The sequence below is a fragment of the Paenibacillus sp. J45TS6 genome (assembly GCF_018403285.1).
Taxonomy (GTDB): Bacteria; Bacillota; Bacilli; order Paenibacillales; family Paenibacillaceae; genus Paenibacillus.
In genome coordinates this window covers 372,766-397,385 of sequence record NZ_BOSJ01000004.1, presented here as the reverse complement: position 1 = coordinate 397,385, position 24,620 = coordinate 372,766, and the positions used below count along the sequence as shown (strand labels likewise).

Here is a 24,620-nt window from a genome sequence, read left to right as displayed (position 1 = left end):
TTAAAATACAGTTGACTTCTGTGCACGAATGGCTTGCTCTGAATATTCATGAACATAATCTGTAAGTTCTTTCAATTTATCAATCGAAGCCTCTGGAAATAAACCATGCCCCAGATTGAATATATAGCCAGGAGACTGAATGCCTTGATCAATAATATCTTTGGCATATTTCTTAATCGTGTCCATTGGGGCAGTCAGCACATAAGGATCTAGATTCCCTTGTACGGCAAACTTCTCACCGAGTCGCAAGCGACCTTCGGTAATAGAGACTCTCCAGTCAAGACCAATAATATCTGCTTTGACCTCATGCAGTGTAGGAAGCAGTTCACCTGAACTCACGCCTGGGAAGTAAATTTTAGGTACTTTTAGATCCGACAGCTCATCAAAGATACGAGTAATGGTAGGCAGTACATAGTATTTGAAGTCTTGCGGGGCAAGAGCTCCTACCCAGCTGTCAAACACCTGAAAAGCTTTTCCTCCATTTTCAATTTGATGACGAACATAAGTAATTACCATATCTCCAAGTTTGTCCATTAATGTAAACCAAAGAGCGGGCTCGCTGTACATCATTTCTTTCGTTCGTATGTAACTTTTCGACGGACGGCCTTCGATTAAATAGCTTGCTATTGTAAAAGGCGCCCCTGCAAAAGTAATAAGCGGAACCTGAAGTTCATGATCTAATATTTGGATCGTCTCCATGATGTGGGATAGATCCTTATCGACATCAATGGGTTTAAGACGATCAATATCAGCCGCTGAGCGAATTGGATTATCGATGACAGGCCCAATATCTTTGACGATATCAAAGTCAATACCAAGAGAAGCTACCGGATTCATAATGTCGGAATAAAGAATAGCTGCATCCACACCCAGCTTGCGTACGGGCAACATCGTCACCTCAGCTGCAAGTTCCGGCTGTTTACAAATCTCCAAAAGTGTGTATTTTTCTTTTATCTTCCGATATTCAGGGTCATAGCGCCCCGCTTGTCTCATGTACCATACAGGCAACCGATCTACTTGTCTTTTGAAGCTGGCTTCTATAAACGTATTATTGTATGCCATTTTGGGGCCTCCCCTATTGTAAAGTCTTTACTTCATTATGCCCTTTTTATGAGTAGGTAACAAGGATAGGAAACCGAACATCCCTTGACAATTAGATGAAGCTTTTCTGCCTAACATGAAAGACATCTGAAGAAGTTGTAAAGAATTTCTGTCATTAAACTGCTTAACCGATAACAAAAATTCAGTGTGCTATACTGAAGTAATGGAAACACTCAACTTAAGAAACGGCAGAAAGGAAGTGAACTGGCGCCTTGAAATCATGGAAAGTCAATCTCATTGTGCTCTGGTTCGGACAGTTTCTCGTTAACGCAGGCATGACGATGGTAACTCCGTTTCTGTCCCTTTATCTCGCTCAAGACCTTGGTGTAACAGGTGAACGAGAAATCGGACTATGGGCAGGTTTTATTTTTGCTGCTAACTTTCTGACATCCTTTATCTTTCAACCTCTATGGGGAAAACTCGCAGATAAATATGGCAGAAAAATCATGTTGCTTCGCTCCGGATTCGGGATGGCGATTGTAATTGCCCTTATGGGACTCGCTACGAGCCCCTGGCATCTGTTGTTCCTTCGCTTATTAAACGGTACAATATCTGGCTTTAACCCCGCCGCTGTAGCACTTATTTCTGGAACGACACCGAAAAAACAAATGGGTTTTGCAATGGGAACGGTTCAATCTGGACAAGTTGCAGGTACGATTCTTGGACCCCTCATTGGCGGAATTCTAGCTGATCTGGTAGGGTTTAGACCTATCTTTTACATTACGGGATCACTTATATTTATTGCGTCCATGCTGGCACTCTTTTTGGTTAGAGAAAAATTCGATCGGGAAGAAGCTTCACATCTGCCCCAGCAGTCCGTTATGGAAGGTTTACGTGAGCTGACAAAAGCGCCTCAATTACCTGCGTTATTTGCAGTTACATTTCTTCTGCAGTTTGCAATGGTAAGCCCCATGTCACTCTTGCCGCTATATGTACATAAGCTCCATGGTACAGCAGAGAATCTTGCTTTCTTTGCAGGAGTGGTCAGTGCAGTAGCAGGTATTTCAAATATGATTACTTCTCCACTACTCGGTAAACTGAGTGATAAGGTTGGATCCCATCGAATCTTGACTTTCGCACTGATTGGAGCGGCCTTAACCCTGATACCTCAAGCTTTCGTCCATAGTGTATGGCAGCTTGTCGTGATCCGGTTTCTCATGGGCGTATTTATGGGAGGACTGCTTCCGAGCGTCAACTCTCTAATTCGCAAGTATACCCCCGACGGAATGGAAAGCCGGGCCTTTGGATTTAACAGCAGTACACTGGCTTTAGGAAATATGATTGGCGCTGTAGTCGGAGGGTTCTTATCCGGTTTTATTGGGATTGAAGGTCTCTTTATTATTTCAGGTGTGCTTCTTCTCATTAATGTGGTTTGGGTACGGACAAAACTCTATTCACGAAAGTCTATTAGATCACGATAACCATATTTATTTATATCGATCTCGTTGCCTCGTTTGTAAAAAGGATTTTCTACAAGCTCTTCTATGATGCTTGATAGAAAGTCCTTTTTACTTTTTTCGTAAATATACTTAGCTCATTCTATTAAGAATAAATATGATCAAATATTATAGAAACCTTAGCATAGTATCCTAGAACTATTTATAATATAATTAATCCATCAATTCCAAATATATACTGGAATAACCAATTGACCGAAGGAGACTTCACTCTCATGATCATTAGTACAAATGAATTATATCTGCCTGTGTATGAGGCACTTGCAAGTGATGTCAGGCTGCGAATGATTGAGCTGCTGTCACATCAAGATATGAACGTAAAAGAACTAGCACAAGCTCTAAACTTAAGCAGTGCGATCATGACGATGCATGTTAAGAAACTAGAGAAAGCAGGAATTATTACATCCAGTCTTGTTTCGGGTCAAAATGGGACTAAGAAAATGTGTAAGCTGACTACGGAAGGTATTGAAATTGTCTTTCCTCAAAAAGAAAGAACACGTCGTAGGTTCCACGAATACATCGTATCCATAGGTCATTATAGTGATTTCGTTGTTGAGCCAACCTGCGGCCTTGCAACAACCACAAAAGTAATCGGTATGTTTGACGAACCCAGATATTTTCTTGATGCAGAAAGAGTAAACGCAAAAATTTTATGGTTTACAAAAGGTTATGTAGAGTATCGAACTGCGAATTTTATTCTAAAAAGCGAAGAACCTACGGAACTTGAGATTTCCTTTGAGATTTCTTCCGAAGCTCCTTCGGCTAATGATAATTGGCCTTCCGATATCTCTTTCTTCTTCAATGGGATACGGCTTGGTATTTGGACGAGCCCTGGAGATTTTGGTGGATCGCGCGGCAAATTCACACCCGAATGGTGGTGGGATGAGATTAACCAATATGGACTGTATAAGGTGCTACGTGTAAACAAAGACGGCACCTTTATCGATGGACATAAAATCTCAGATATAACACTAGAGGATGTGGATATTCGCTCAAAACAGTGGACGTTTCGAATTGCCGTGGAAGAAGATGCCGAGCATATCGGAGGAGCTACTTTATTTGGAACAGGGTTCGGCAACTATAATCAGGACTTGGTATTCAAACTATACTATGAAAAAGTAGACGTATAAACAGCAGCACCCCCGGGCTCATGTAATAGCGGGAGTGCTGCCGTTTTAAATTTAACATGATAAATCCATATAAGAAATGCATAGTATAACCGTCGCCCTATTCCCCTGCGATACCGCTTCGTTCCACACTTTCTACAAAATATCGTTGTGTAAACATATAAAGAATAAGAACAGGAAGTAGTGTAAGTACAGCTGCCGCCATAATTTGATTTTGGAGTGTCGGAGCTAGACCAATTGCACTGCTGGCAGAAATACTTTGAGTTGCCTGTTGAAATTCAAGATTTGCGTTTCCATTAAATAAAGCCATATTTTGAGCAAGGTTAAAATATTCCGGTACCAACAAATACATATTCGGCTGAAATAAGTCATTCCAATGCCATACGACTGAAAATAGAAATACAACAAGCATCGCAGGTTTGGCTAAAGGAAACATGATCGTCCAGTAAGTTCGAAACGCCCCTGCCCCGTCAATACGTGCTGCCTCCTCAAATACCGTAGGAAGCCTGCGGTAGAATTGAACAAAGATTAAGACAAACAATGCTCCCTTCAGTCCATGACCAAGTGCAGAAGGTACGATAAAGGGTAGATGAGTGTTCACCCATCCTAAATCAAGAAAAAACGTAAACAATGGGACTACAATCGTTTGCGGAGGTACCAAAAACGTAAATACGACAAGAGCCATCCATAGAGCTTGCCCTGGAAACCGATAACGTGCAAAGCCATAACCCACTAATGAACAACTTAATACTTGAAGTACAGCACTGCCAAACGAAATAATGGAGCTGTTGAGAAGTCCTCTCCAAAAATTAATCTCGTTCATGGCAATACTGTAATTGACTAAGCTGAACTCTTTAGGGATCCATCGTATGGTTGCATCTGCAATATCTTGCGGTCGCATTAGTGATTTGGATACCATGTATAGTAGTGGGTACATGAAAACAAAAGATAAGCTTAAAATGGTGAGATAAAAAAGGATGCCTTTAATGGTTTGTCCCGATTTTCGTACAGCTCGAATTTGCCAACCCAACTCTTGCTTATCAGATAAAACAGTAGAAGGCATTGTCCATCTTCTAATAACGGATTTCAACATATCAAGCCCTCCCCTCTGTCTGCAGCAAGCTTTTTCTGAATAAGAAGAAGATTACAGCCAGTACAATCGAAATCACGATAAAGTAAATCCAACCCATTGCAGAACCATAGGCATAATTATTTGTTTTAAATACATTATTCATAATGTGGTTCATGATATGGTTATCCGTTTTCGTGAACGAGTTCACTACACTGTAGAGTGTATTTACAAAGATCATCGGCATAATCATCGGAAAAGTAATTTTCCAGAAAGCCTCCCATTTGGTCGCTCCGTCACACTTTGCTGCCTCGTATAAAGAAGGAGAAATCGTCTGTAGTCCAGCAATAAAGATGAGGATCTGTACACCGGCATCCCACATGACCAGGGTAAGAGAGTCTGCATATTTTAATAAGGGACCAAGAACAGCACCGGGAATAAAATCATTCAGCATCCCAAAGAGTCCATATTGATAAAAAATAGGAAGCTGGGCCGCTCCTTGCTCGAGTAGTTCTCTTAAAATGGCACCCGAAGCAATAATCACGGGCAAAAAGAAGATTCCGCGAAAGATCACTCTGCCTTTAAAATTCCGATTCAGCAGTAGTGCACTAAACATGGCAAAGATAAGAATAAGTGGTACTTGTGTAAGCATGGTGGTCATTGTTTTTTGGAGTAACGGTAAAAAATCAACATCTGTCGTAAAGGCAGCTCGGTAATTTGTAAGTCCAGCAAACTCTGCAACGAGCCCCTTTTCAGTGACCGTAAGATGATTTAGGGAATAATATAAGGACTGACCCAAGGGGTACGCCATAAACAGCATGAAACCTATGATCCATATCGAAATAAACCCATACCCCTCTAGAATGTGTCTGCCTCGCATGGAGAGCTTTGATTTTCTCATCTCTTATGCTCCCCCTCCTTCTTGCACGATGTATCCAAGCGCAGGTACAGTCAATCCTTCTATCACAGCTGCTTCTGTACGATAATTTACATATACAGAGATATCATTACTGTAGGTAGTAACATAGACCTCGCTTTCAATCTGCTTATGATCTTCAATGACTGCTCCCTCAAGCTGCTTATATAACTCCTGTAACTGACCAAATTCTTCAGCAGCCACGGAAGACCAGTACGTGTATTCGGAGCTCCACAGTTCATCTTCCATTGTTCGCTGCAACAGGTTCGTTGGCTGAAAAGTGAGTCGCATACTTGGCAGCGCACCATATTCAATCATACGAAGTTTCTCATTAATCGCATCATCTCGCAGATTGGTTGGACTAGCGCTGTACGGTATGAGGCCACGGAGTACAATCTGGTAGAAAGGAACGGTTTCATCTGTATAAATAAAATGGCTGGAATCAAGCGGTACATTATCAATGGTATCAATATGACCGTAAGTATACGCATTCCCGTAACTAACTCCTGATTTTAAATCGGAGCTTCGCACGGTATCCATTGCTTTTATCCATTTCTCTGCAATGCTTTGTCTTGTAGAGATACTTTTCGGATCCAGATCAGACATGAGTGTCTCTCCCCAATAGGAAAACTGAATACCCGAAGCACCTATTTTTTTGAATTTTTCTTGTTCTTTGCTTACGAATTTTTCAATGATTCGATCGGGTTTGAGCCAGTAAAATACTTCACTGTCATCATTCCATCCACTGGAGACTTCGTATTCCGAGCTTACGGCAAGTTCCCGATCCATTCCTCTAATGCCGTCTCTACTTTTCCGTATTCCGCTGCTATCCTCATAAGCACGAGCATAGTTCGCTTCTACATATAAACTAATACCGCGGTCTTTTGCGTAAGCAGCAAGTTCTCGTAATTCCTTTTCTCCTCCAAGCTTTTTGGAAATTGGGAAATGCTTAGGCTGATCTCCATATAAACCGTTCTTGCCATACCCTTCCAGTGTAATCCTTATATTTGTCATGCCTTCTTCAGCAAAACGATCAATGATCTCCTGAGCTTCACGGAAAGTAGTCATCTCAATAAATGTACTCCCTATGATCTCATCCCTCATGATTCCTCCGACCAAACGAATCGACATGGAAGAAGCATTTTCCGTAATTGGGGTAACTCCTTTACTTGTCGTCAGATACTCACGATAGGCTTTTGCCATCCCTACATAATCGGCTTCATCGCCTTGGAGTAATATGAACTGAGCCCGTCTCTCTCCCGGAATCCGTTCTCCTTGATAAAAAGGGATTTGACCGGATGACCCGATAAAAATTACATCGTTTTTGCGGTAAACAAATTCAGAAGAAACGCGGTACAGCGGAATATTCCGTATACCGGAAGGGGTGGCATTGATCTTGGCATCATAATCCCCTTCTGTAACGATTCCTAAAAACCCAACATCACCGCGGTAATTTCCAAATACGGGCATTGCAATTTTTTCTTTGGGTGGATTTGCTTTACGGAAATTCGCCTCGATATTCGTATGCTCCGCGCTTACATAGATGGGGTCTGCACCATATACATATTCTGAATACCCTGAGTAAAACATCGGATGTTCTTTTTTATAATGAATCAGCGCTCCAGAACCGTCAGGAATAAAGATAGCTCCTTTCTCTTCTCCCGCAGCTGCATTAAAAAAAGGCAACGGTTCTAAACTTACAATTCGAGCTGTACCCGTTTCTTTAATAGATTCTTCAGGTATAAGAACTTCGAGACCATTACTAAGAAGTTTATATTCCATAGTAATTTCGAGCTTTTCTATAGGAAGCAGGAAGCTTAACCTGGCCCCTAGTTCGGTATACTCGATCGACAGTTCATTCTCTTTTTCTTTTAGAGTGTGCGTCTGAACTGTATCCGTCCCTTCGGTGTATTTAATATGAAGTGGAGAATCCATATATTTTTTATTATTTGGCATCGTAGTCCGGTCTACTTGGGGTGCGCCAAGCCATTCTTTTTTTGTTAATTTATCGACCAGCCTAATATTCCCGTTCTTCTCATCGATAAAAAGCTCGAGTTTATCATTCTCTGTCACTTTTTTTGTGGCCGTAATCGGATAAGGACCGAGAGATAATATTGGGTTTGCTGTGTCTGTTCCCTCAGAAACTTCTTCTTCAGCAGCTACTTCCTGTTCTTCCTCGTTCTTAGCCGATTCCTCTGCTTGATCCGCTTCCTGCTCCTGAGTATCCTCACTAGGTTCATTTCCAGTCTCCTCCAAAGACAGATCCGTCTCTTCTAAGGCAATTTGAATGGAATTACCCATCTCTGCACTTGATCGATTAGACTGGCCTGATGCTGAACCGAAGTAGGGATTAGAGCTGAATCCGAGCACCAAAGCGAGAATAAATATCCATTTGCTTTTCATCCGCATGATTAACACCTACTTTCGGAAGTTCATTTCTCTAAACAGTTCAATAATGAACTGAATAAGCTGATTGATCAGACCAAACATAAGTATGCCGATAAACCATAAAATTGCGATTCCAATCATACTAAGCAGTGTAATAAACACTAACTTTCCAAATTCAAAATCATGAATTTTTTTCACTTTGAGAAGCAGGAGCCATGCAGTCCATATGAACACGACTTTGACTAGGACCGAATACGTAGAATATTCTTGTAAAGAAAATACAAAGGTAAGCAGTGTTATAGGAACGATGAAGACGATATAGGGAACCAGTGCAAAAGCGCTGCCTACAACCACTTCTTTAAATTTTCCCTCTCCATCAAGGATAGCGCTGACTCCCCAGTTCGATACACACCAGGTAAACCAGGGAACCACAATCCAGACAAACTCATGAAGGTATGATATTTCGTACGGCTCTCTTGTTTCAAATGCGTATCCAGTTAGTACAAGTGACAACATACGTGCTATATATGCCAAAAGTACAACAATGACAGCATCACGCCATCGAATGCGATTTGTTTTTTGAATCTCCTCATAAAAATCAAAAGGATGCCTTAACACACCAAACATCATTTGTGCTGTTGTTCTCATTTAGCCTGGCCTCCTTTCATTGTGCGATCGCTATGAGGTTGTGGCAGCGGATGCTTTTCTTTCTTACTGTAAGCTCGAAAGCCCCGCAGCATTTTTCTCATCATTCGAGGCAACAGATATCGCAGGAAGAGAAATAGAACAATGATCCCACCGCTAATCCAGGCAAAGTACTCTCTTATCCATTCTTTTCGATACTCGTAAAAGGCATCAGAATACTCACCGCGAGCACCTGCTAGTTTAAAGTAACTCATCGCTTCTTGATAACGTTGTGCTTTATAAAGAGACTTGCCAATTGCAAAATAAGCTAAATCGAAGTTTCCATTTTGCTGCAGCACTTGCTGCCACAGCCCTTCTGCCTCTTCATATCTTCCATCAACGTACAACTTAGAAGCTTCATGGACCGTATCCGCAAAAGGAGTGGTACGGAACAGATCGACCCGATTTCGGCCTTTATCCACGACATAAATCGTACCTTTACTAGACTGAGCAATGCTCGAAGGTGTCACAAAAAGTCCGTTCTGCTCTCCTAGTCCTCCAAAAACAAAAAGCAAAGTGCCTAATTTGTCATACTGATAAACCTTGCTATTCATTAAATCCAGCGCCGTCATTACCCCGTTCTCATCTACCGTAATATCAATAAAAGCAGGGATAGAATCGAATGATTGATCTCCATATACCTTTACTCCGGGATTCAGTGTATCTACCCCGACAGGAGACAATCGTTTCACCTGATTTGTTTCCGTACCAAGGGTCGTTGTATAGATAAATCCTTCCTTATCCTGAACTGCATTTGAAAACTCTAGCGGCTTTGTTGTCGCAAGTTTTGCTTTTTGTTCATCCGTCGCAAGCATTCTTACAAACAATCGACTCCAGCTAAATCCGATATGATTGGCTCCATAAAATCCTCTAAACTGCCCATTCGGATCAATCTGAATCAGCCCCTGTGTATTCCCATCACTTACAACAAACATATAGCCCCGCTTATCAACAAGCAGCTTCGAAGGTGAGTAGGAAAAACTGGCACCGAGCAATGGACTTTCAGGTTTTGCGAATTCTTTTTGATACGTACCATCCGCACTGTAAATGACAATCCGCTGATTTTTGGTATCCGCTGCATAAACGGTGCCATCACCGGTTACAAATACCCCTTTCGGTTCGTTTAGTTTTCCTTTTCCTTCTTCTGCACCCATTACTTTTATCAGCTTACCGTCTTCTGTCAGATGTAAAATTCGGCTGTTACCGGTATCTACAATGTATAGGGAATCATCCGAACCTACAAAGATATCTTCGGGGGCATTCAGTGGACCAGATTCAAGTTCCACTCCTTCAATAGAACGTTCATAAAAATACCCGTTAATGGAGTGAACACGATCTCCATGCGTATTTTCGGTATATCCGTGATAAGGTGCGTCTGCATAAGAGAAAGCAGGTTCAACAGTAACACTCGCAAAAAGTACAGCAATTAGTAGCGATCCGTATCGAAGCCAACGTTTCATATGCTCCTCCCTATTCCTTCAGCCCCGAATGGGCCATCGTCTGCAGCACCATTCGCTGTGTAATGATAAATACGAGGATCGTTGGAATAATCATAAGCAAAGATGCAGCTGCAAGCGTACCTACCCTGGCTACAACGCCTGCCCCTCCGCCGATCGTCTGAATTGCCAGGGGCAGCGACTTCATATCTTCTTCCGTTGTATAGACCATCGCTGGATAAGGATCATTCCAAGCGGAAATAAAACTGAATAAGGCAAACGTAGAAATCGCCGGTTTTAACATGGGAAGAACAACACTGACAAAAACTTTCCATTCCGATGCCCCGTCCATACGAGCTGCTTCAAGAAGAGCATCCGGCAGTTGACGAAGAAACTGTGTCATAAGAAACATTCCCATCGGTGCTGCCAAATAAGGAAGAATTAAAGCCCAATACGTATTAATGAGCCCGAGCTTGCTTACGAGCAAATACTGCGGAATCTGCACAACAAGCGGTGAAAACATAAGGGCAAGCACAACCATATTAAAGATCGCCCCTCTGAAAGGCATATTGTGCTTAGCAAGCGGATATGCAGCCATAGCGGAGATCATAACTCCAAAAAACACAATACAAATACTGATAAATAAACTGTTGAAGATATAGCGTGAAAAAGGAACCGATGTCGTACCTGTAACTAAGAGCAAATCCCTGAAATTCAGCAGGGTTGGATTATTTACAAAAAAACGAGGTGGAAATAAAAATAGTTCACTAACTGGTTTGAACGCTGTAGAGATCATATAAACTAGAGGAGCCAGCATAAGCAACCCGAGCAGCGTCAGAAAGATATATAGGACGATACCTCCAACATCCCTTTTCTTGCCTTGGTATGTGCCAAACATTACGAATCAGTCCTTTCCCAGCCAGTTAAAAATCAGTCGGTTCAGACCGATCATCATGAAGAAGAGTACAACAGCAATGGCTGCGGCATATCCCATTTCAAACTTAATAAATGCATAGTCAAACAAATGCGCAAGAATCGTATGTCCTGCATACAGCGGGCTTGGTAAACCCACGAGCTGCACACTGATATCAAATACGGTCAAGGAACTGACAACCTGCAAAACAGCACCGAATAAAAGCTGAGGTTTGACAGAAGGAAGCGTAATGTACCAAAGCTGTTGCCACCTGAACCTGATGCCGTCAATAGAACCTGCTTCATATAAATCTTTGGGAACATTCTGCAGACCGGCAAGGAATGCTAGGAAGCCAACACCCATTGACATCCATAAAGAAACAATAATAATAACAGGAACAATTGAATTTACATTTTGTAAAAATAAATAAGGCTCGTTGATGATCCCAAGTTTACTTGCGTAGTAATTAAGTAGACCTCTTCGATCCCCAGCGAATAGATAGAGCCATACGACGGACATTGCTGTCGCACTCGTTATTGATGGAGTATAGAAACAAAGAGTATAGAAAAAACGGTATTTTTGCGGAACTTGACTAATCAGCCAGGCCAGGAGGAAAGCCATAATGTACCCAACCGGGCCCGTAATAAATGCGAATTTTAATGTAATGCCAATGGCTTTAAGAAAAATATCATCATCAACAAACAACAATCGATAATTAGATAACCCAATGAACTTGGGCGGCTCTAGAATATTGTAATAAGTGAAACTTAGACCAATGGAAGTAGCAACAGGAACGATGGTAAAAAGTGTGAACAGGATCAGAAACGGGGCCAGGAAGTAATAGGACACCCGATTCTTTTTTATTTCCCGCCAGAGCGTGGAACGATTATGAGTCATCATCTAGACCAAACTCCTCCCTTTTCTTCCGTAGTTCCTTGTCAATTTCGCGTACTCCCTCTTCCACAGCCTCACGGGTAATTTTGCCGTTTAGCACGATTTCGTTCCATATGTTAGCGATATGTCTTGTGGTGTAGTATCCACCAATGACGACTTCACGTTCTTTAAACCATTCCCATTGCTCCAAAATAGCGTTAATATCGTTCTCTTGCCACGGCAGACGTTTAAGCGCTTCGACATTGGCCGTGTTCCATCTTGCCTCTACTCCAAGCAGCGCTTCCAGTTCAGACCCGAACCGTTCCTGTGCATCTGCTGAAGTCCACCATTTTAAAAATTCCCATGATTCTTCTTTCATTTCTGTATCTTTAAAAATCATTCCCGTCTGTGCGAGTCCGCCAGTAGATCGATTAATTTGACCATCTGCTTCTTCCATACCTGGCATTGGCTTCATTCCCCACCAACCAGTAAGCTCAGGAGCAGCCGTAGATAACAGGACATAAGTCGAGTAATCAGCTACGCCAATCGGCATTTCACCAGAACGGAATCGGTTATAAAAATCAGCCTGTTTCTGAATTTTGTAATTCGTAAATAGTCCTGTCCACATCTTGAAAGCTTCCATCGCTTCTGGTGAATCGAGATTGGATATCTTACCGTCTTCACGATAAAACTCTCCACCATGTTGGAACAAGAACGGAGCAAATTCATTAATAGCAAGAGCAGGATTGTTAGGTGCATGAGGGTAAAAGAAATCCATTCCGTTTTGCTGCAAAATAGGAATAAGATCCATAACCTCTTCCCAAGTATCCGGCATCTCTTCTTCCGAATATCCAAGTTCCTCCATAATATCTTTACGATAAAAAAGCATATTAAAGTTTTGATTTTCCGGCAGGGCGAAACTTCCGCCATTATATTCATACGGTATGAGCGCACCCGGTCTAAACCGAGCTGCAATCTCACCATAATCAGAGAACTCCTGCAGATTGATAAGACCATTTCTGACCGCATAATCGATCGGTACTTCTCCATCGACGCCTAATGCTACGTCAGGAGCAATTCCCGAAGTGCTCGCCAGAAGCAGTACCTGCATTTGCTGGGCTGGTATCACATTCACATTGACCTTAATTCCGGTTTCTGGTGTGAAATCTTCATCAATCATTTGCTTGATGATATCTACCCAATCGCGTCCTCTGGCTACCCAAACTTCAAGTACCTCTTCCCCTTCATATACATTGCCTATCCCGCCGTAGTCTTTAGTAAACGACTGTACAAAATCATAGACCATCGTCCCTGTTCTTTTCACCCAGCCTGCACTTGGCTCAGGCCACTCCTGATCCGGGGACTTCACAATTAAATAATCCAGCAGAAGACTTTGTTTACTGAGCGAGTTCACCCATGTTCCCAGAGAAGCCTGAAGATCATTAAATTGTTGTATTCTTCCTGGTATGGTCCGGGTCTCCTCTGCCATACTGAGCAGTACGTCTCGCGCTTCATACAGTGTACTTACTTCGGAACTTCCTTCGGTAACCCCAAGTTCGTAAAGCGCTTTGATCGTATCATCAAACGTGCGAGCCATAAGCTGAAGCCTAGGCACAAGATTTTCAATATTCTGTTCAAGCTCCCAGTCTCCGTTCGGATCAGGATTCGTCCCTGTAACCTGAATTACTTCACGGCCGATTAAGGACATTTTGCGCGTCGTACTCGTAATGTCTTCAAGAATACTTCCCAGCGCTCCTACTTGAACTTCCATTCGCAAATGATGCTTGCCTTTCTCCAGATAAAATTGATAAGGCTTCTCCTCGGTACCAAATTTTGCGATCTGGAATTCTTGTTTATAAGGAAAAGCAAATCCATTCATTTCACGAAATGGCAGTTCCCCATCAATAGTCACTTTCCGTTCCACAGGTATTCCGTTCAAAAACCATTGTCCGTACCGTGCTCCGATCTCATAAAGACCGCTCTCCGGCACCTCAATCTCCCATTCAGCCCATTGCCCTCCATTTCGCCAGCTAGCTCCTCCGAATGTATTGAGGGTGATCGCATCTTTGTTAAAAGGTTCGGTCGCAGGTTCCCGGTCTTCTATTCTTTTTAAAGTTGGGTCAGATCGTAGACTAGATTCTTCTGCCTGTACCTTAATGAGCACACCTTTCGTCTGACTGTACTCTTTTGCTGTATATTCTTGACTTACTTCTTCATAAGTAGGAATCTCCTTTGGGGAGTGAATATAAATCTGTCCTATGGCCGCTGGTTCTCTCACACTTGTCATTCGCAAAGTATGCAACCCTTTTGTTAGATAAAAACGCAGCGGTTCATACGTTTTCGCTTCTGGATCCTGAAAATCTCGGTACTGCCAGCCGCTTACTTCTTTTCGAGCAGGATTAAATTCATTTCCTTGATTATCATGCCAGGGTTCTCCAGATTCAGACCACATTCTTTGGAATTCCAGTTTACGAGCCTGATAAAAAGGAAACTTGCCATCAATTTGTATACTTCTCACAATAGAAGACCGTTTTCCTGGCAGCGCATAATAGTCCATACCTATTTGGTAGAAACCATCTTCCGGTACTTCAAATTGATATTCACTCCAGCTATTCTCGTCTGTCAGCGCAAGAAAGGGACCTGTTTGTTCCCCAAGATTGCCTACCCATTCCGTACCTTGATCACTCGTCTTTACTGCACCCGTCATAAGCAATTTGATTTTTTCGCTCTGTGCATCTGCTGCCCCATGATTGCTGTGCTCTTTTATGTAATCCAAATACGAGGATTCTAGTTTGCTTCCGGCATCTTCCTGCTCCAAAATGGAAGTCTGCTCTACACCTGTTAAGACAGGAATATGAGCCATTGCATCATCGTCATACCCTCTCGAATCATTCCACCATATCAAGAAAATAGCGGCAGCTAGAATAGAAATGAGGGTTATTTTATATCGAAGCAGCCAGCGAACCACGTATGAAATACCTCCTTTTGCAAGTTCGTTCGGTATCCGTTACAGGCAAGGAGGATTCCTCCTCGCCCATGACTTACTTCTTACGGTTGAATCTGCTTAAGTAATTTCTCTTTATCCGCTTTCAGCTTCTTTTCTATGTTTTCTGCTGTTTGCTGAATAGCTGTCTTGGAATCTATATTTTTGTCAATTGCATTCAGCACGCCTTCAACCCAAAGCGGCCATGCTAAACCATCAAGAGGAGTGTATCTGCGAACAGGAATTTTATCCGTTAGAGAGGTATAGAATTTTTGATCTTCCTGGCCACCTAAATATTCACTTACGTGTGAACTGTACCATTCTGTACTCGTAATATTTTTCCAATCGGGTTGAACCGATTGTTCCATCCATACTTTCCATGCTTCTTCAGAAGTGGTCACCCACTCTATGAAAGCCCAGGCAGCATCCTTATTCTGACTCTGTGCAGGAAGAACAAAAGTAGAACCACCCATACCGACATTTAAGCCAAACGGCATATTCGTTGCTCTCCACTTTCCTTTTTGTTCTGGAAAGTTAATACTGAGATCCCTAGCTCCATAAGTACCGGTAACGTACATTGGGGACTCCCCTTTTTTAACACGCTGCTTTCCTTTATCGCTTAGAATGCCATCATGCGGAGCAATCTTAAGCTGATTTACACGCTTACTGATATCGAGATATTGAATAAAGTCTTCTGTGTTTCGAATATAGTTCAATTCTGTATCATAATAACCGAGAGAATCACCGTACCAGTGAACTGGAGAATCTCTCCATTCCATAGCATACTTACCATTTGCTTTTAGAATCTGAGCCAGTGTGAAGAAATTTTCAGGGTCCTGAATATACTCTCCGAGTTCTTCCGGATCAGATGGAAGACCAAGCTCTTCAAAAATATCAGCTCGATAATACGTTACCGCCGGCGTTATATCCCATGGCATGCCAAGTAGCTTCGTACCATCAATAGAAGACCAGCGATTCCAGTTGTACTCCGATACAAGGTCTTTATATTTGCCCGCATCATAAGGCTGCTCAAGCAAATCAACAAGTACGTTTGTTGTGCTGTATCTTGGGAACTGACCTTGTTCTACGAGTGCAACATCAGGCGCCCCTTTCCCTGCTGCTAGCGTTGTTTGGAGCTTGTCATGTAGATCGCCAAAAGGAACATAAACGGTTTTTAGCTTGATATTAGGATAGACCTTGTTAAAATCCTCTTGAAGCTTTGCGGACTTCTCTTTATCATCAAGAAATGTCCAAAACGTTATTTCCCCTGACATGTTTGGATCAAGGGTAGACGCGGGAAGCATGTCTTCCTTTTCTTCTGTCTCTTTTTCTGTGCCCGTATCTCCTCCGCCTTGGTCAACCGGAGTGACCGTTTCTGTTGTTCCTGAGCCTGCTTCCGGCGTGGCACCACCAGAACATGCTGTAATCATGGCAATAACGAGTACACATAAAACCAATAGAGTAAATCTTTTTCGCATGACAATCCCTCCTTAGAATGGCTTAATATATAAGACGGAAGTGGAAGTCAGCCAGCTGCAAGCAACAGACTGAAAACCCCGTTCATCTTCAAAAGGAAAATATATACATATCTTATAATATAAGCGCTTACATTATTGAATAGGAATAGATATGGTTTCTGTTACTTATGTTAGAAGGTTGTTTCTCATGTAGGAAGGAACCAAGTAATTTACAAAGAATGTATAGTAGTAGATAGATGGTTAGAAAGCAGATGAAGTCATGGCGGGAAAAGCAGAATTCGTACGAATGTTTAGCTATTGAAAAGAAACACTATCACTAAGATAAATGTTAATTGAATAACCAAATTATTACGGATTAATGATCTATTTGTCAAGAAAAATAAAAATAATAAAAAAACATGCTCTAATCATTCCTTCTAGAGCATGTTAAAGGTTTAACTTATTACTTTTCTATAGTACGCATGACACTCTATTTCACAATCGCCAGCGCAAGTCCATCATATGCAGGAAGCATGGTACTCATCAGGCGTTCATCGGTAGCAATGCTTTCATTAAATTTACGAACGGCTTGAACGGAAGGCCCATTTTTCTCTGTGTTCAGTGTTCTGCCGCGCAAGAAACAATTATCCCCCGCAATAATAGCTCCCGGATTTGCTAGCTGTATCGCGTATTCAAGATATACGGGATAATTTTCTTTATCTGCATCTATAAAAAAGAAATCAAATTTCTTACCTTCTTTTTTAAGCTCCTCCAGACTGTCTGCCGCAGGTCCAATTTTGTATTCCACTTTCTCCCCGTACCCTGCCTTTGTCAGATGGGCATGTGCAAGTGCTGCATATTCTTCTTTAAGTTCCAGGGAGGTAAGTCTTCCTTCTTCAGACATTCCTCGAGATAAACAGATGCCGCTGTAACCACCTAGAGCCCCGATTTCGAGCACTTTTTTGGCTCCCGATGTTTGTACGAGAAACGTTAATAATCGGCCATAGGCAGGGGCAACAGATACTTCTGGCATCCCTTTTTCCTTAATCGTCTGGATGACTTCAGCCAAGAGCGGATCTTCCTCATATAAATCATTTACATAATCGTCTGGATGAATATTCACTTCACTCAATTCCTCCTTCATTCTACTTTCCTTATGGACATAATTGTTCTATAATAAATGTTTGTTTTATATACCCTTGTTTTTGTCTACTCTAGACGAAAGACGAAAGGTGCGTATATCATTGTACTGGTCCTGATTCAATCAGGCAAGAACACACTCAAATATAAGAAAATATAAGAAAGGTAATCCTGCCGCTTCATTCATAAGCAGCAGTGATGACCAAGATGGAGTTGACGTTTCTTTATGCAACCTTTGCAATTAATTGCAACGACCCCAATGGGGACAGAAGCCGTCGTTTCAAGAGAATTGAAACTGCTTGGCTATACCGATGTAACCACCCAAAATGGGCGGGTAATGTTCTCCGGTGATTTTATTGATATTGCCAGATGTAATCTTTGGCTGCGCAGTGCCGACCGGATCCTGATTAAAATGGGTGAATTCAAAGCTACTACGTTTGATGAACTATTTGAAGGAACAAAAGCTCTGCCTTGGCAAGACTGGATACCTGCGGATGGTGAATTCCCAGTCCAAGGACGTTCCCATAAATCGCAATTATCCAGTGTTCCCGCTTGCCAAGGGATTGTCAAAAAAGCCATTGTAGAAAAACTAAAGCAGACTTATCATACGGAATGGTTTCCGGAAGATGGCCCACGTCTCGTCATCGAAGTCCATTTGCTCAATGATATAGCTATGCTGACGATCGATACCAGCGGAACTGGCCTTCATAAACGTGGTTACCGTAAACTCGTAACCGAGGCTCCACTGAAAGAAACACTGGCAGCTGCTCTTATTCAACTGAGCAGATGGGGCCCGCATCGCCCGTTTTATGACCCGTTCTGCGGTTCTGGAACCCTGCTGGTTGAAGCTGCAATGATTGGTTGGAACATTGCTCCTGGTCTGCGCCGCTCGTTCAGTGCTGAGCATTGGCCGATTGTTCCTACTGAAGTGTGGAACCAAGCACGAGAAGAAGCCTTCGATCTCGTGAAAGACGATGTACCGCTTCAAATCGCTGGCAGTGATATTGACCCGCAAGCTATTGAAGTCGCAGAAGCTGCCGTCAGAAGCGCCGGTTTTGCGAAGGAGATTAAACTTGATGTTCTTCCTGTTTCCCGTGTACGCCTAAAAGGCGATTATGGATGTCTGATTACAAACCCACCTTACGGGGAACGGATCGGTGAGCAAACGGAAATTGAAAGACTGATCTACTCCTTAGGGAGAGTTGCTGCAGAAGTACCAACATGGTCTTTCTTTGCCATCACCTCCACTACATCATTCGAAAAACATTTCAATCAAAAAGCAGACAAACGCAGAAAATTGTACAATGGACGTATTGAAACTCAGTTTTATCAATTTTTGGGACCATTGCCACCAAGACCCGATCGGTCGTAATACACAAAGAGGGAGTAAACGTATTGTTTACCCCTCTTTTTTATTTTCCCCTTAGTAAATCGTTATTACAAAGCGATATCTTTTCTTTTGCAAACCTTGACGTTTATTACTCTGGCTTAAGGCGATATAATAAGACAGGAAAATCAATATCTCAATCTGAAAAAGGCTCACTTGGAGGTTACCTATTGCCTAACATCTCAAACCCCATACTCGTTTCACATCGCAAAAAGTTCACCTGGCTCAGAAGTTATCTTCCTTATCTTCTATTTCTGATCATCATGATTCTAAAGCTCGGATATTTTCATGATGAACTGAACGCAAGAAATATAGATATGAGCCGGATTGATTATGTCATCGCTGTTGGTTCCTTACTCATCGTTTCATTTTGGGTATTGCTACTGCCCGTACGAATCCGGATCATCACTTTGTCGTTATTAAATCTCCTTCTAACGGGAGTCATCTATGCAGATCTTGTCTATTATCGTTATTTCGGCGATTTTATAACCGTTCCGGTATTGCTTCAGACAGGACAAGTCGGTTCACTCGGAGATAGTATTCGTTCTCTAATTTACAGTAGTGATCTATGGTTCTTTGTAGATCTTATCTTGTTAGCTATATTTGGGCTGCTTTATGTAATACATTTATATCGAAGAAGCAGGAGAAACCGCAGTTCTCTCCATTCTGTACAAAAACAAAGAGCAGATCAGCAAGCTTCTTTGCGAAGCAGACTCGTAAGCGGAGTGCTCGCTTTCGTTCTTGGCACCATACTCACAGTTGGTCCTATTCAGCATTCCAGCAAAACTTGGGCTGCAGGACTTTTTGAAGGAAACTGGTGGAATATGACTCTTTATAATGTCACGGGTTTGCTTGCTTTCCACGGCTATGATGTTTATCGCTATAACAAAGAACGTATGAACAGTCGGGCAGCGATCTCTGACGAGGACCTCGAAGAAACCGTTGCTTATTTTTCTGAAAAACAAGAAGAAGCAAGAAAAGCCGCCCAGGCCGAGACTTTTGGGAAATATAAAGGAAAGAATGTAATTATTGTTCAAGTGGAAGCTTTCATGAACTTTGTGATTGGCAAAGAAATCGGCGGAGAAGAAATCACACCTCACTTTAACAAATTAATGAAGGAGAGCCTTTACTTCGAAAATTTCTATCATCAAACTGGCCAGGGAAGAACTTCAGATGCCGATTTTCTGACAAATATATCGCTGCATCCTCTCCCTACGGGTTCTGTTTTTGTTAGATACCCGGATCACGAATATGACTCTCTCTCATCGATCCTGGGCAGCGAAGGATACCATACAGCCGCTTTCCATGCCTATGAGAGCAGTTTTTGGAACCGGTATACGATGTATAAAAACATGGGCTACGATGAATTTATAAACCGAAATAACTATATTATGGACGAAGCCGTAGGCTGGTCGCTGGGTGACAAATCCTTTTTCAAACAATCTGTCAATTATATAACGGAAGAACAAGCGAAAAATCCGGCTCCGTTCTATTCTTTTATGATTACACTCACCAGTCACCATCCTTATGTCATGCCTGCTTCTCTACAAGAACTAAACACCGGCTCTCTTGGTAAAACAATGTTGGCTGATTACTTACAATCCATTCATTATGCGGATGCAGCGCTCGGAGAACTTGTGGAACAATTAAAAAAAGAAGGACTATGGGATGACACCCTGCTTCTCGTCTATGGAGACCATGACAGTTCCATCAAGGAAAAAGAAGATTATGAAACGTTTCTCGGTACATCACTCAGCGATCTTGAGATGCATCAAATGATGAACCAGGTTCCCTTACTCATGCACCTTCCGGATGGAGACAAAGCGGGAATATATCTTGAACCTGCCGGACAAATTGATATAGCCCCTACTGTTCTACATCTGCTCGGCATCTCTACCGAAGATAATTACCTTATGGGATCGGATTTACTGAGTACCTCCAAGCGGATGACTGTACTTCGTACTGGCGCTTTCGCAAACAGTGATCTTGTATATATTCCTTCGGAAGACCGTCTGTTCGAAAATGGATCATGTTATGAAATGCCCGCAGGTGAACAAACCGATATCCATGCGTGCAAACCGTCTTACGAAAAAAGCAAATTAGAATTATCCATTTCCGATCGGCTTATTACACACAACTTAATCCATAAGCTTCGTGCTAAAGAGTGATGTTTCTACACACAAAAAAACCTGTTCGCACTTCGTGCGGACAGGTTTTTTGGGTGTGCAGGGTGATAAAGCCGTTGCTCACTGAATATTTACTTTTTGCTCACATTCAGGGATGAAAGACGTTCTTTCTCTTCTGAGAGAATCTCCTGTGCAAATTCTACTCCGCTATATGTGGTTTGCTGCTCAGCCGCTCTGACAGCATTCTCGGTACGAACCAATCGATTCTGTGCCTGCTGTATGAGCTCTTCTGTAGGCTGAGATACCGCCGCAGTTACTGCATGGTGCAGTTTCTTAACGGAACTCGAAGCCTGGGCAACCAAAGTGGAAGATTGCAAACTGGAATGATCGTGCTTCATTTTTGAAAACCACTCTCCTTCTCTCAAAATCCTGCTACAATCTTAGCATGGTTTGAAATTAGGGAGGTTATGCAGTGGTCTTTATTTTTTTATAAATGGAGCTGCTTTCGCAAGTACTTCATCTTCGGTAGGGGCACTGATATATCGTCCATTGATATATACAAATGCACGTTTACCGCATGGGCCACAGTAAGATTTACATCCGATCTTAATTTCGGCATCAGGAGCCATCTTCTGTAGTTTCGAAACCATACTTTTTAGTTTGATGTGCTTACATTTTTCACATACTCTAATATCGTTAGCCATTTATTCCCCTTCTTCTTTCACCAAAGGCTTAATGATTAATATTGTTCCCTTGTGAAGGGTCTGTAATTACAAAACCTTCTCTTGGAAAGTAAAGGTAGTCCACTTTAATATTTTCAAGCATTGGTTTTCCTTTTTCAAGCAAAACATCAATTTCTTTATCTGTGGAAACCAATTCATCATTTTCTTTTTGTGTATCAAAATCAATACCATAATGCACGTGATCGCCATGATCCAGCGTAATCAGAACGCGTACCAATTTCCCTTCATTCTCAGGCAAGTCCAGTTCGCGCTTCAATACTTTCGCTGCGTTACGAGTGATCTTTACTTTCATGTATATTCATCTCCTAGAATCTATAAATAGTGATCAGTGCTTCAGGCATTTATTGTGAAGATTATAAGCCTGTCCATTGACAATACATTATATTTTAATCAAGAACAGCTTAAATCGCAAGGAATAACCTCTCATTTTTACCGATTACTTAGATCACTAGGAGCATTAATTGAATATTTACGCTCCGCTCTTGTCACGAACCAGTTCATTAGCAGCATCGTCACTCCGATATCATCAATGGGCATGAACGGTAGCACATCTGGTAGAATCCAGTATAAAAGAGCAGGAACAAGAAATAACATTTTATCAAACATCGACACCTTAGAAGAAGTGAGCAATGCAGGTAAACGTCTAATAATATGGGACCATCTGTTTAATGAAAATAACCTTCTCCATTTCATTGTCATGTACTCCTTCCTAAGTTCAGAATATGATTATCATACCATAATGAAGGCATACGGAGGGCATGTATCATTTCCCTCCTGCGCCTTCTTCATCCTATTCACCGTTTTGTTTTGCACTCACCAGCATCATTGCCGTCACCATGATCCGCTCCACTTCCTGAGCAATTGTATCGTACTGTGATACGGGCAGCGGATTCACACCAAGTCCTGTTTCCACCGTAAATCCTGGTCTTCTAAACTCAAGAATAAACCAGTCTTTATATCCTGCGTCACTTCCGAAAAGTTTCACCGCTTTGTACCCGGCAGCATCAGCCAGTTGTACAGCCCAGTTCTCACTATATGCAGGTTCCGCATTACGATAATTCCAGTATACTTCTTGACCCTGGCTGTGAAGAGCAATGACCGCATCAAACTTTCTTTCTTTCGTGAAGCTTGCCAAAGCAATAGATTCAGGTTCGGACAAGGGGCTCTCCCCCCCAAAATCTCTTGGACCCGGCCCGGTTTTCTCTCGCCGGCTTGCCTCCTCCTGCCAGAAGGCGGGAAACTGGTCGTTTAAATCTACACCGCGAATGTTGGCTTTCCAGTTTGAAAAATTGGTGTCTCCCCCATTTAACTCCAGTAATTCCTTCTTCCAAGGATGATCTTCCTGAGGTCCACTCAGTACGAGCTCAATCCCATCTGGGTTTAACATAGGTAGTACCCACAATGTAATTTCTTCAAACCAAAGTTCGGGCGGATGGCCATGAAATGTTGTTCTTTCATTCAATGCTTTGATATAGTTTTTCACAAAAAACATCAGACACGGAACATTCAGCCATTCATTTGCATGCATCCCTGCATTGACATGAAGGTGGGTTTCCCCCCTCCCTATGGCAATATAGGGGATATCTTTCCCCATCACGCTTTTTCCGATTACACCGTATCTTATCCCAGGATTGCCCGAGCAGATTTCATCCAGGTCATGTAATAATTCCCGATATCCATACCGTTCCATCCTTATCCCTCCTATGAGAAAACGAAAACGTATGTTACCGCAGTATATGCATATGACTTTGTCCGCCGTGATAATCATCTATATCAAAGTCATGACCACAAACCACAAAAAAGCAACCTAAGCCCGAATGAAAATCAGACTAGAGGTTGCTTTTTTATACGAATGGAATGAAGTTATAGTTACAGCATTTTGGATACTTGCCATACAACAGGAGTATTCTTAATCTGTTCCCCTAGCCAAGAACGGGCTATGCTTTGGAACATCTCTGGATCTCCGCTGCAGAAAAACTGGTGAACCGGTGTATCCTCTATCGTAGCAAGCTTGCGTTTATCATATAAAATAGTGCTGGTTTCTCTCGCAGTTTCATCTGCTGAGCTAATCAGCTTCACGCTCGGCCCCATAACTTCTTTAATACAATCCGTCAAAAATGGATAATGCGTACATCCCAGAATGAGTGTATCTATAGGGAATTCCTTCATTCGTGATAGTGAAGTTTCTACCGTGTTTTTTGCATGTTCCGAGCGAAAATCCCCTTGTTCCACAAGTGGAACAAGGGCAGGACAAGCTAAGCTTTCCACATGAACATAAGGAGATAACTGTTTCAATGCTTCGGTGTAAGCCCCGCTGTTAATCGTACCTACCGTGCCAATTACACCAATGTTCGCTGTCTTTGTAGCGCTAATCGCTGCACGAGCCCCAGGATGAATGACACCAATAACCGGAATATCTACTTTTCTCTTAATATGCTCAAGGGCAGCAGCTGTAGCTGTATTACATGCAATCACAATCACTTTTGGGTCAAACTGAACCAAAAAATCAACAATCTGTTCTGTAAAATGTATTACTTCTTCGGACGAACGGGGTCCGTATGGTGTACGGGCAGTGTCTCCAAAATAAATCACTTTTTCCCGAGGGAGTTGACGCATAATTTCTTTGGCAACGGTCAATCCTCCAACACCAGAGTCTAATATAGCAATAGCTTGTTGCACGAACACACCGCTTCCTTCTTCAATAATTTCCCTTCTTTTCACCTTTACATTATGATTGATTCGGCAAAAAGGTACCTACATCTTACTCCATTTCACACAAGCCTTCAACAATTCCACAGTACAAAAAGGCCTGACTTCAAC

21 protein-coding genes are annotated in these 24,620 nt (G+C 42.2%); 4 read left to right on the top strand and 17 right to left on the bottom strand.

All coding sequences use genetic code 11. From position 1 onward, the window contains the following. Complete coding sequence (hemE, locus tag KJS58_RS08995) at positions 1-1,062, bottom strand: uroporphyrinogen decarboxylase (protein ID WP_213532182.1); 1,062 nt, start codon at positions 1,060-1,062, stop codon at positions 1-3. A 251-nt stretch (positions 1,063-1,313) separates the two neighbouring features. On the opposite strand from hemE, the gene KJS58_RS08990 reads away from it, so the two are divergent. Continuing rightward, positions 1,314-2,522, top strand: a complete 1,209-nt coding sequence (locus KJS58_RS08990; protein ID WP_213532181.1) for an MFS transporter — start codon at positions 1,314-1,316, stop codon at positions 2,520-2,522. A gap of 251 nt (positions 2,523-2,773) precedes the next feature. Further along, complete coding sequence (locus KJS58_RS08985) at positions 2,774-3,688, top strand: ArsR/SmtB family transcription factor (RefSeq protein ID WP_213532180.1); 915 nt, start codon at positions 2,774-2,776, stop codon at positions 3,686-3,688. Between the two features lie 97 nt (positions 3,689-3,785). On the opposite strand, the gene KJS58_RS08980 is transcribed toward KJS58_RS08985, so the two are convergent. The 10 genes from KJS58_RS08980 to KJS58_RS08935 all read right to left on the bottom strand — a co-directional run bounded on the left by KJS58_RS08980 (position 3,786) and on the right by KJS58_RS08935 (position 17,548). After that, positions 3,786-4,778, bottom strand: coding sequence for a carbohydrate ABC transporter permease (locus tag KJS58_RS08980; protein WP_213532179.1), 993 nt, complete (start codon positions 4,776-4,778; stop codon positions 3,786-3,788). Position 4,779: 1 nt separating this feature from the next. After that, entirely contained in the window at positions 4,780-5,655 is an 876-nt protein-coding gene (locus KJS58_RS08975) for a carbohydrate ABC transporter permease (RefSeq protein ID WP_213532178.1), read from the bottom strand. 3 nt (positions 5,656-5,658) lie between these two features. Continuing rightward, positions 5,659-8,073: a DUF5696 domain-containing protein gene (locus KJS58_RS08970; protein ID WP_213532177.1), complete on the bottom strand. Its 2,415-nt coding sequence runs from the start codon at positions 8,071-8,073 to the stop codon at positions 5,659-5,661. Positions 8,074-8,088: 15 nt separating this feature from the next. Then, on the bottom strand, positions 8,089-8,706 hold the full coding sequence (locus KJS58_RS08965) for a Yip1 family protein (RefSeq protein ID WP_213532176.1): 618 nt from the start codon (positions 8,704-8,706) through the stop codon (positions 8,089-8,091). After that, complete coding sequence (locus KJS58_RS08960) at positions 8,703-10,202, bottom strand: hypothetical protein (RefSeq protein WP_213532175.1); 1,500 nt, start codon at positions 10,200-10,202, stop codon at positions 8,703-8,705. The genes KJS58_RS08965 and KJS58_RS08960 overlap by 4 nt, the downstream gene beginning before the upstream one ends. A 10-nt stretch (positions 10,203-10,212) precedes the next feature. Next, positions 10,213-11,076, bottom strand: a complete 864-nt coding sequence (locus KJS58_RS08955) for a carbohydrate ABC transporter permease (protein WP_213532174.1) — start codon at positions 11,074-11,076, stop codon at positions 10,213-10,215. A gap of 6 nt (positions 11,077-11,082) precedes the next feature. Beyond that, a complete protein-coding gene (locus KJS58_RS08950) occupies positions 11,083-11,991 on the bottom strand; it encodes a carbohydrate ABC transporter permease (protein WP_213532173.1) in 909 nt (302 codons plus the stop codon). After that, positions 11,978-14,932 carry an extracellular solute-binding protein gene (locus tag KJS58_RS08945; protein WP_213532172.1) on the bottom strand — a complete coding sequence of 985 codons (2,955 nt, stop codon included), beginning with the start codon at positions 14,930-14,932 and terminating at the stop codon, positions 11,978-11,980. The genes KJS58_RS08950 and KJS58_RS08945 overlap by 14 nt, the downstream gene beginning before the upstream one ends. 80 nt (positions 14,933-15,012) lie before the next feature. Then, positions 15,013-16,425 carry an ABC transporter substrate-binding protein gene (locus tag KJS58_RS08940; protein ID WP_213532171.1) on the bottom strand — a complete coding sequence of 471 codons (1,413 nt, stop codon included), beginning with the start codon at positions 16,423-16,425 and terminating at the stop codon, positions 15,013-15,015. A 469-nt stretch (positions 16,426-16,894) separates the two neighbouring features. Then, positions 16,895-17,548, bottom strand: coding sequence for an O-methyltransferase (locus tag KJS58_RS08935; RefSeq protein ID WP_213532170.1), 654 nt, complete (start codon positions 17,546-17,548; stop codon positions 16,895-16,897). A gap of 222 nt (positions 17,549-17,770) precedes the next feature. Here KJS58_RS08935 and KJS58_RS08930 point away from each other — a divergent pair, with 222 nt between their 5' ends. Further along, complete coding sequence (locus tag KJS58_RS08930; protein WP_213532169.1) at positions 17,771-18,916, top strand: THUMP domain-containing class I SAM-dependent RNA methyltransferase; 1,146 nt, start codon at positions 17,771-17,773, stop codon at positions 18,914-18,916. 185 nt (positions 18,917-19,101) lie between these two features. Next, positions 19,102-21,099: an LTA synthase family protein gene (locus KJS58_RS08925; protein ID WP_249717049.1), complete on the top strand. Its 1,998-nt coding sequence runs from the start codon at positions 19,102-19,104 to the stop codon at positions 21,097-21,099. Positions 21,100-21,188: 89 nt separating this feature from the next. On the opposite strand, the gene KJS58_RS08920 is transcribed toward KJS58_RS08925, so the two are convergent. The 6 genes from KJS58_RS08920 to racE form a co-directional block, all read right to left on the bottom strand. Then, positions 21,189-21,455 (bottom strand): hypothetical protein, encoded by a 267-nt coding sequence (locus KJS58_RS08920; RefSeq protein WP_213532168.1) that lies wholly within the window; start codon positions 21,453-21,455, stop codon positions 21,189-21,191. Between the two features lie 81 nt (positions 21,456-21,536). Continuing rightward, complete coding sequence (locus KJS58_RS08915) at positions 21,537-21,761, bottom strand: YuzB family protein (RefSeq protein ID WP_191798050.1); 225 nt, start codon at positions 21,759-21,761, stop codon at positions 21,537-21,539. A 28-nt stretch (positions 21,762-21,789) separates the two neighbouring features. Continuing rightward, complete coding sequence (locus tag KJS58_RS08910) at positions 21,790-22,092, bottom strand: iron-sulfur cluster assembly accessory protein (protein ID WP_160032985.1); 303 nt, start codon at positions 22,090-22,092, stop codon at positions 21,790-21,792. A 137-nt stretch (positions 22,093-22,229) separates the two neighbouring features. Next, positions 22,230-22,493: a hypothetical protein gene (locus tag KJS58_RS08905; RefSeq protein ID WP_213532167.1), complete on the bottom strand. Its 264-nt coding sequence runs from the start codon at positions 22,491-22,493 to the stop codon at positions 22,230-22,232. 97 nt (positions 22,494-22,590) lie between these two features. Beyond that, positions 22,591-23,490: a M14 family metallopeptidase gene (locus KJS58_RS08900; protein ID WP_213532166.1), complete on the bottom strand. Its 900-nt coding sequence runs from the start codon at positions 23,488-23,490 to the stop codon at positions 22,591-22,593. Between the two features lie 179 nt (positions 23,491-23,669). Further along, on the bottom strand, positions 23,670-24,479 hold the full coding sequence (gene racE / locus KJS58_RS08895; RefSeq protein WP_283771258.1) for a glutamate racemase: 810 nt from the start codon (positions 24,477-24,479) through the stop codon (positions 23,670-23,672). Positions 24,480-24,620 lie beyond the last annotated feature (141 nt).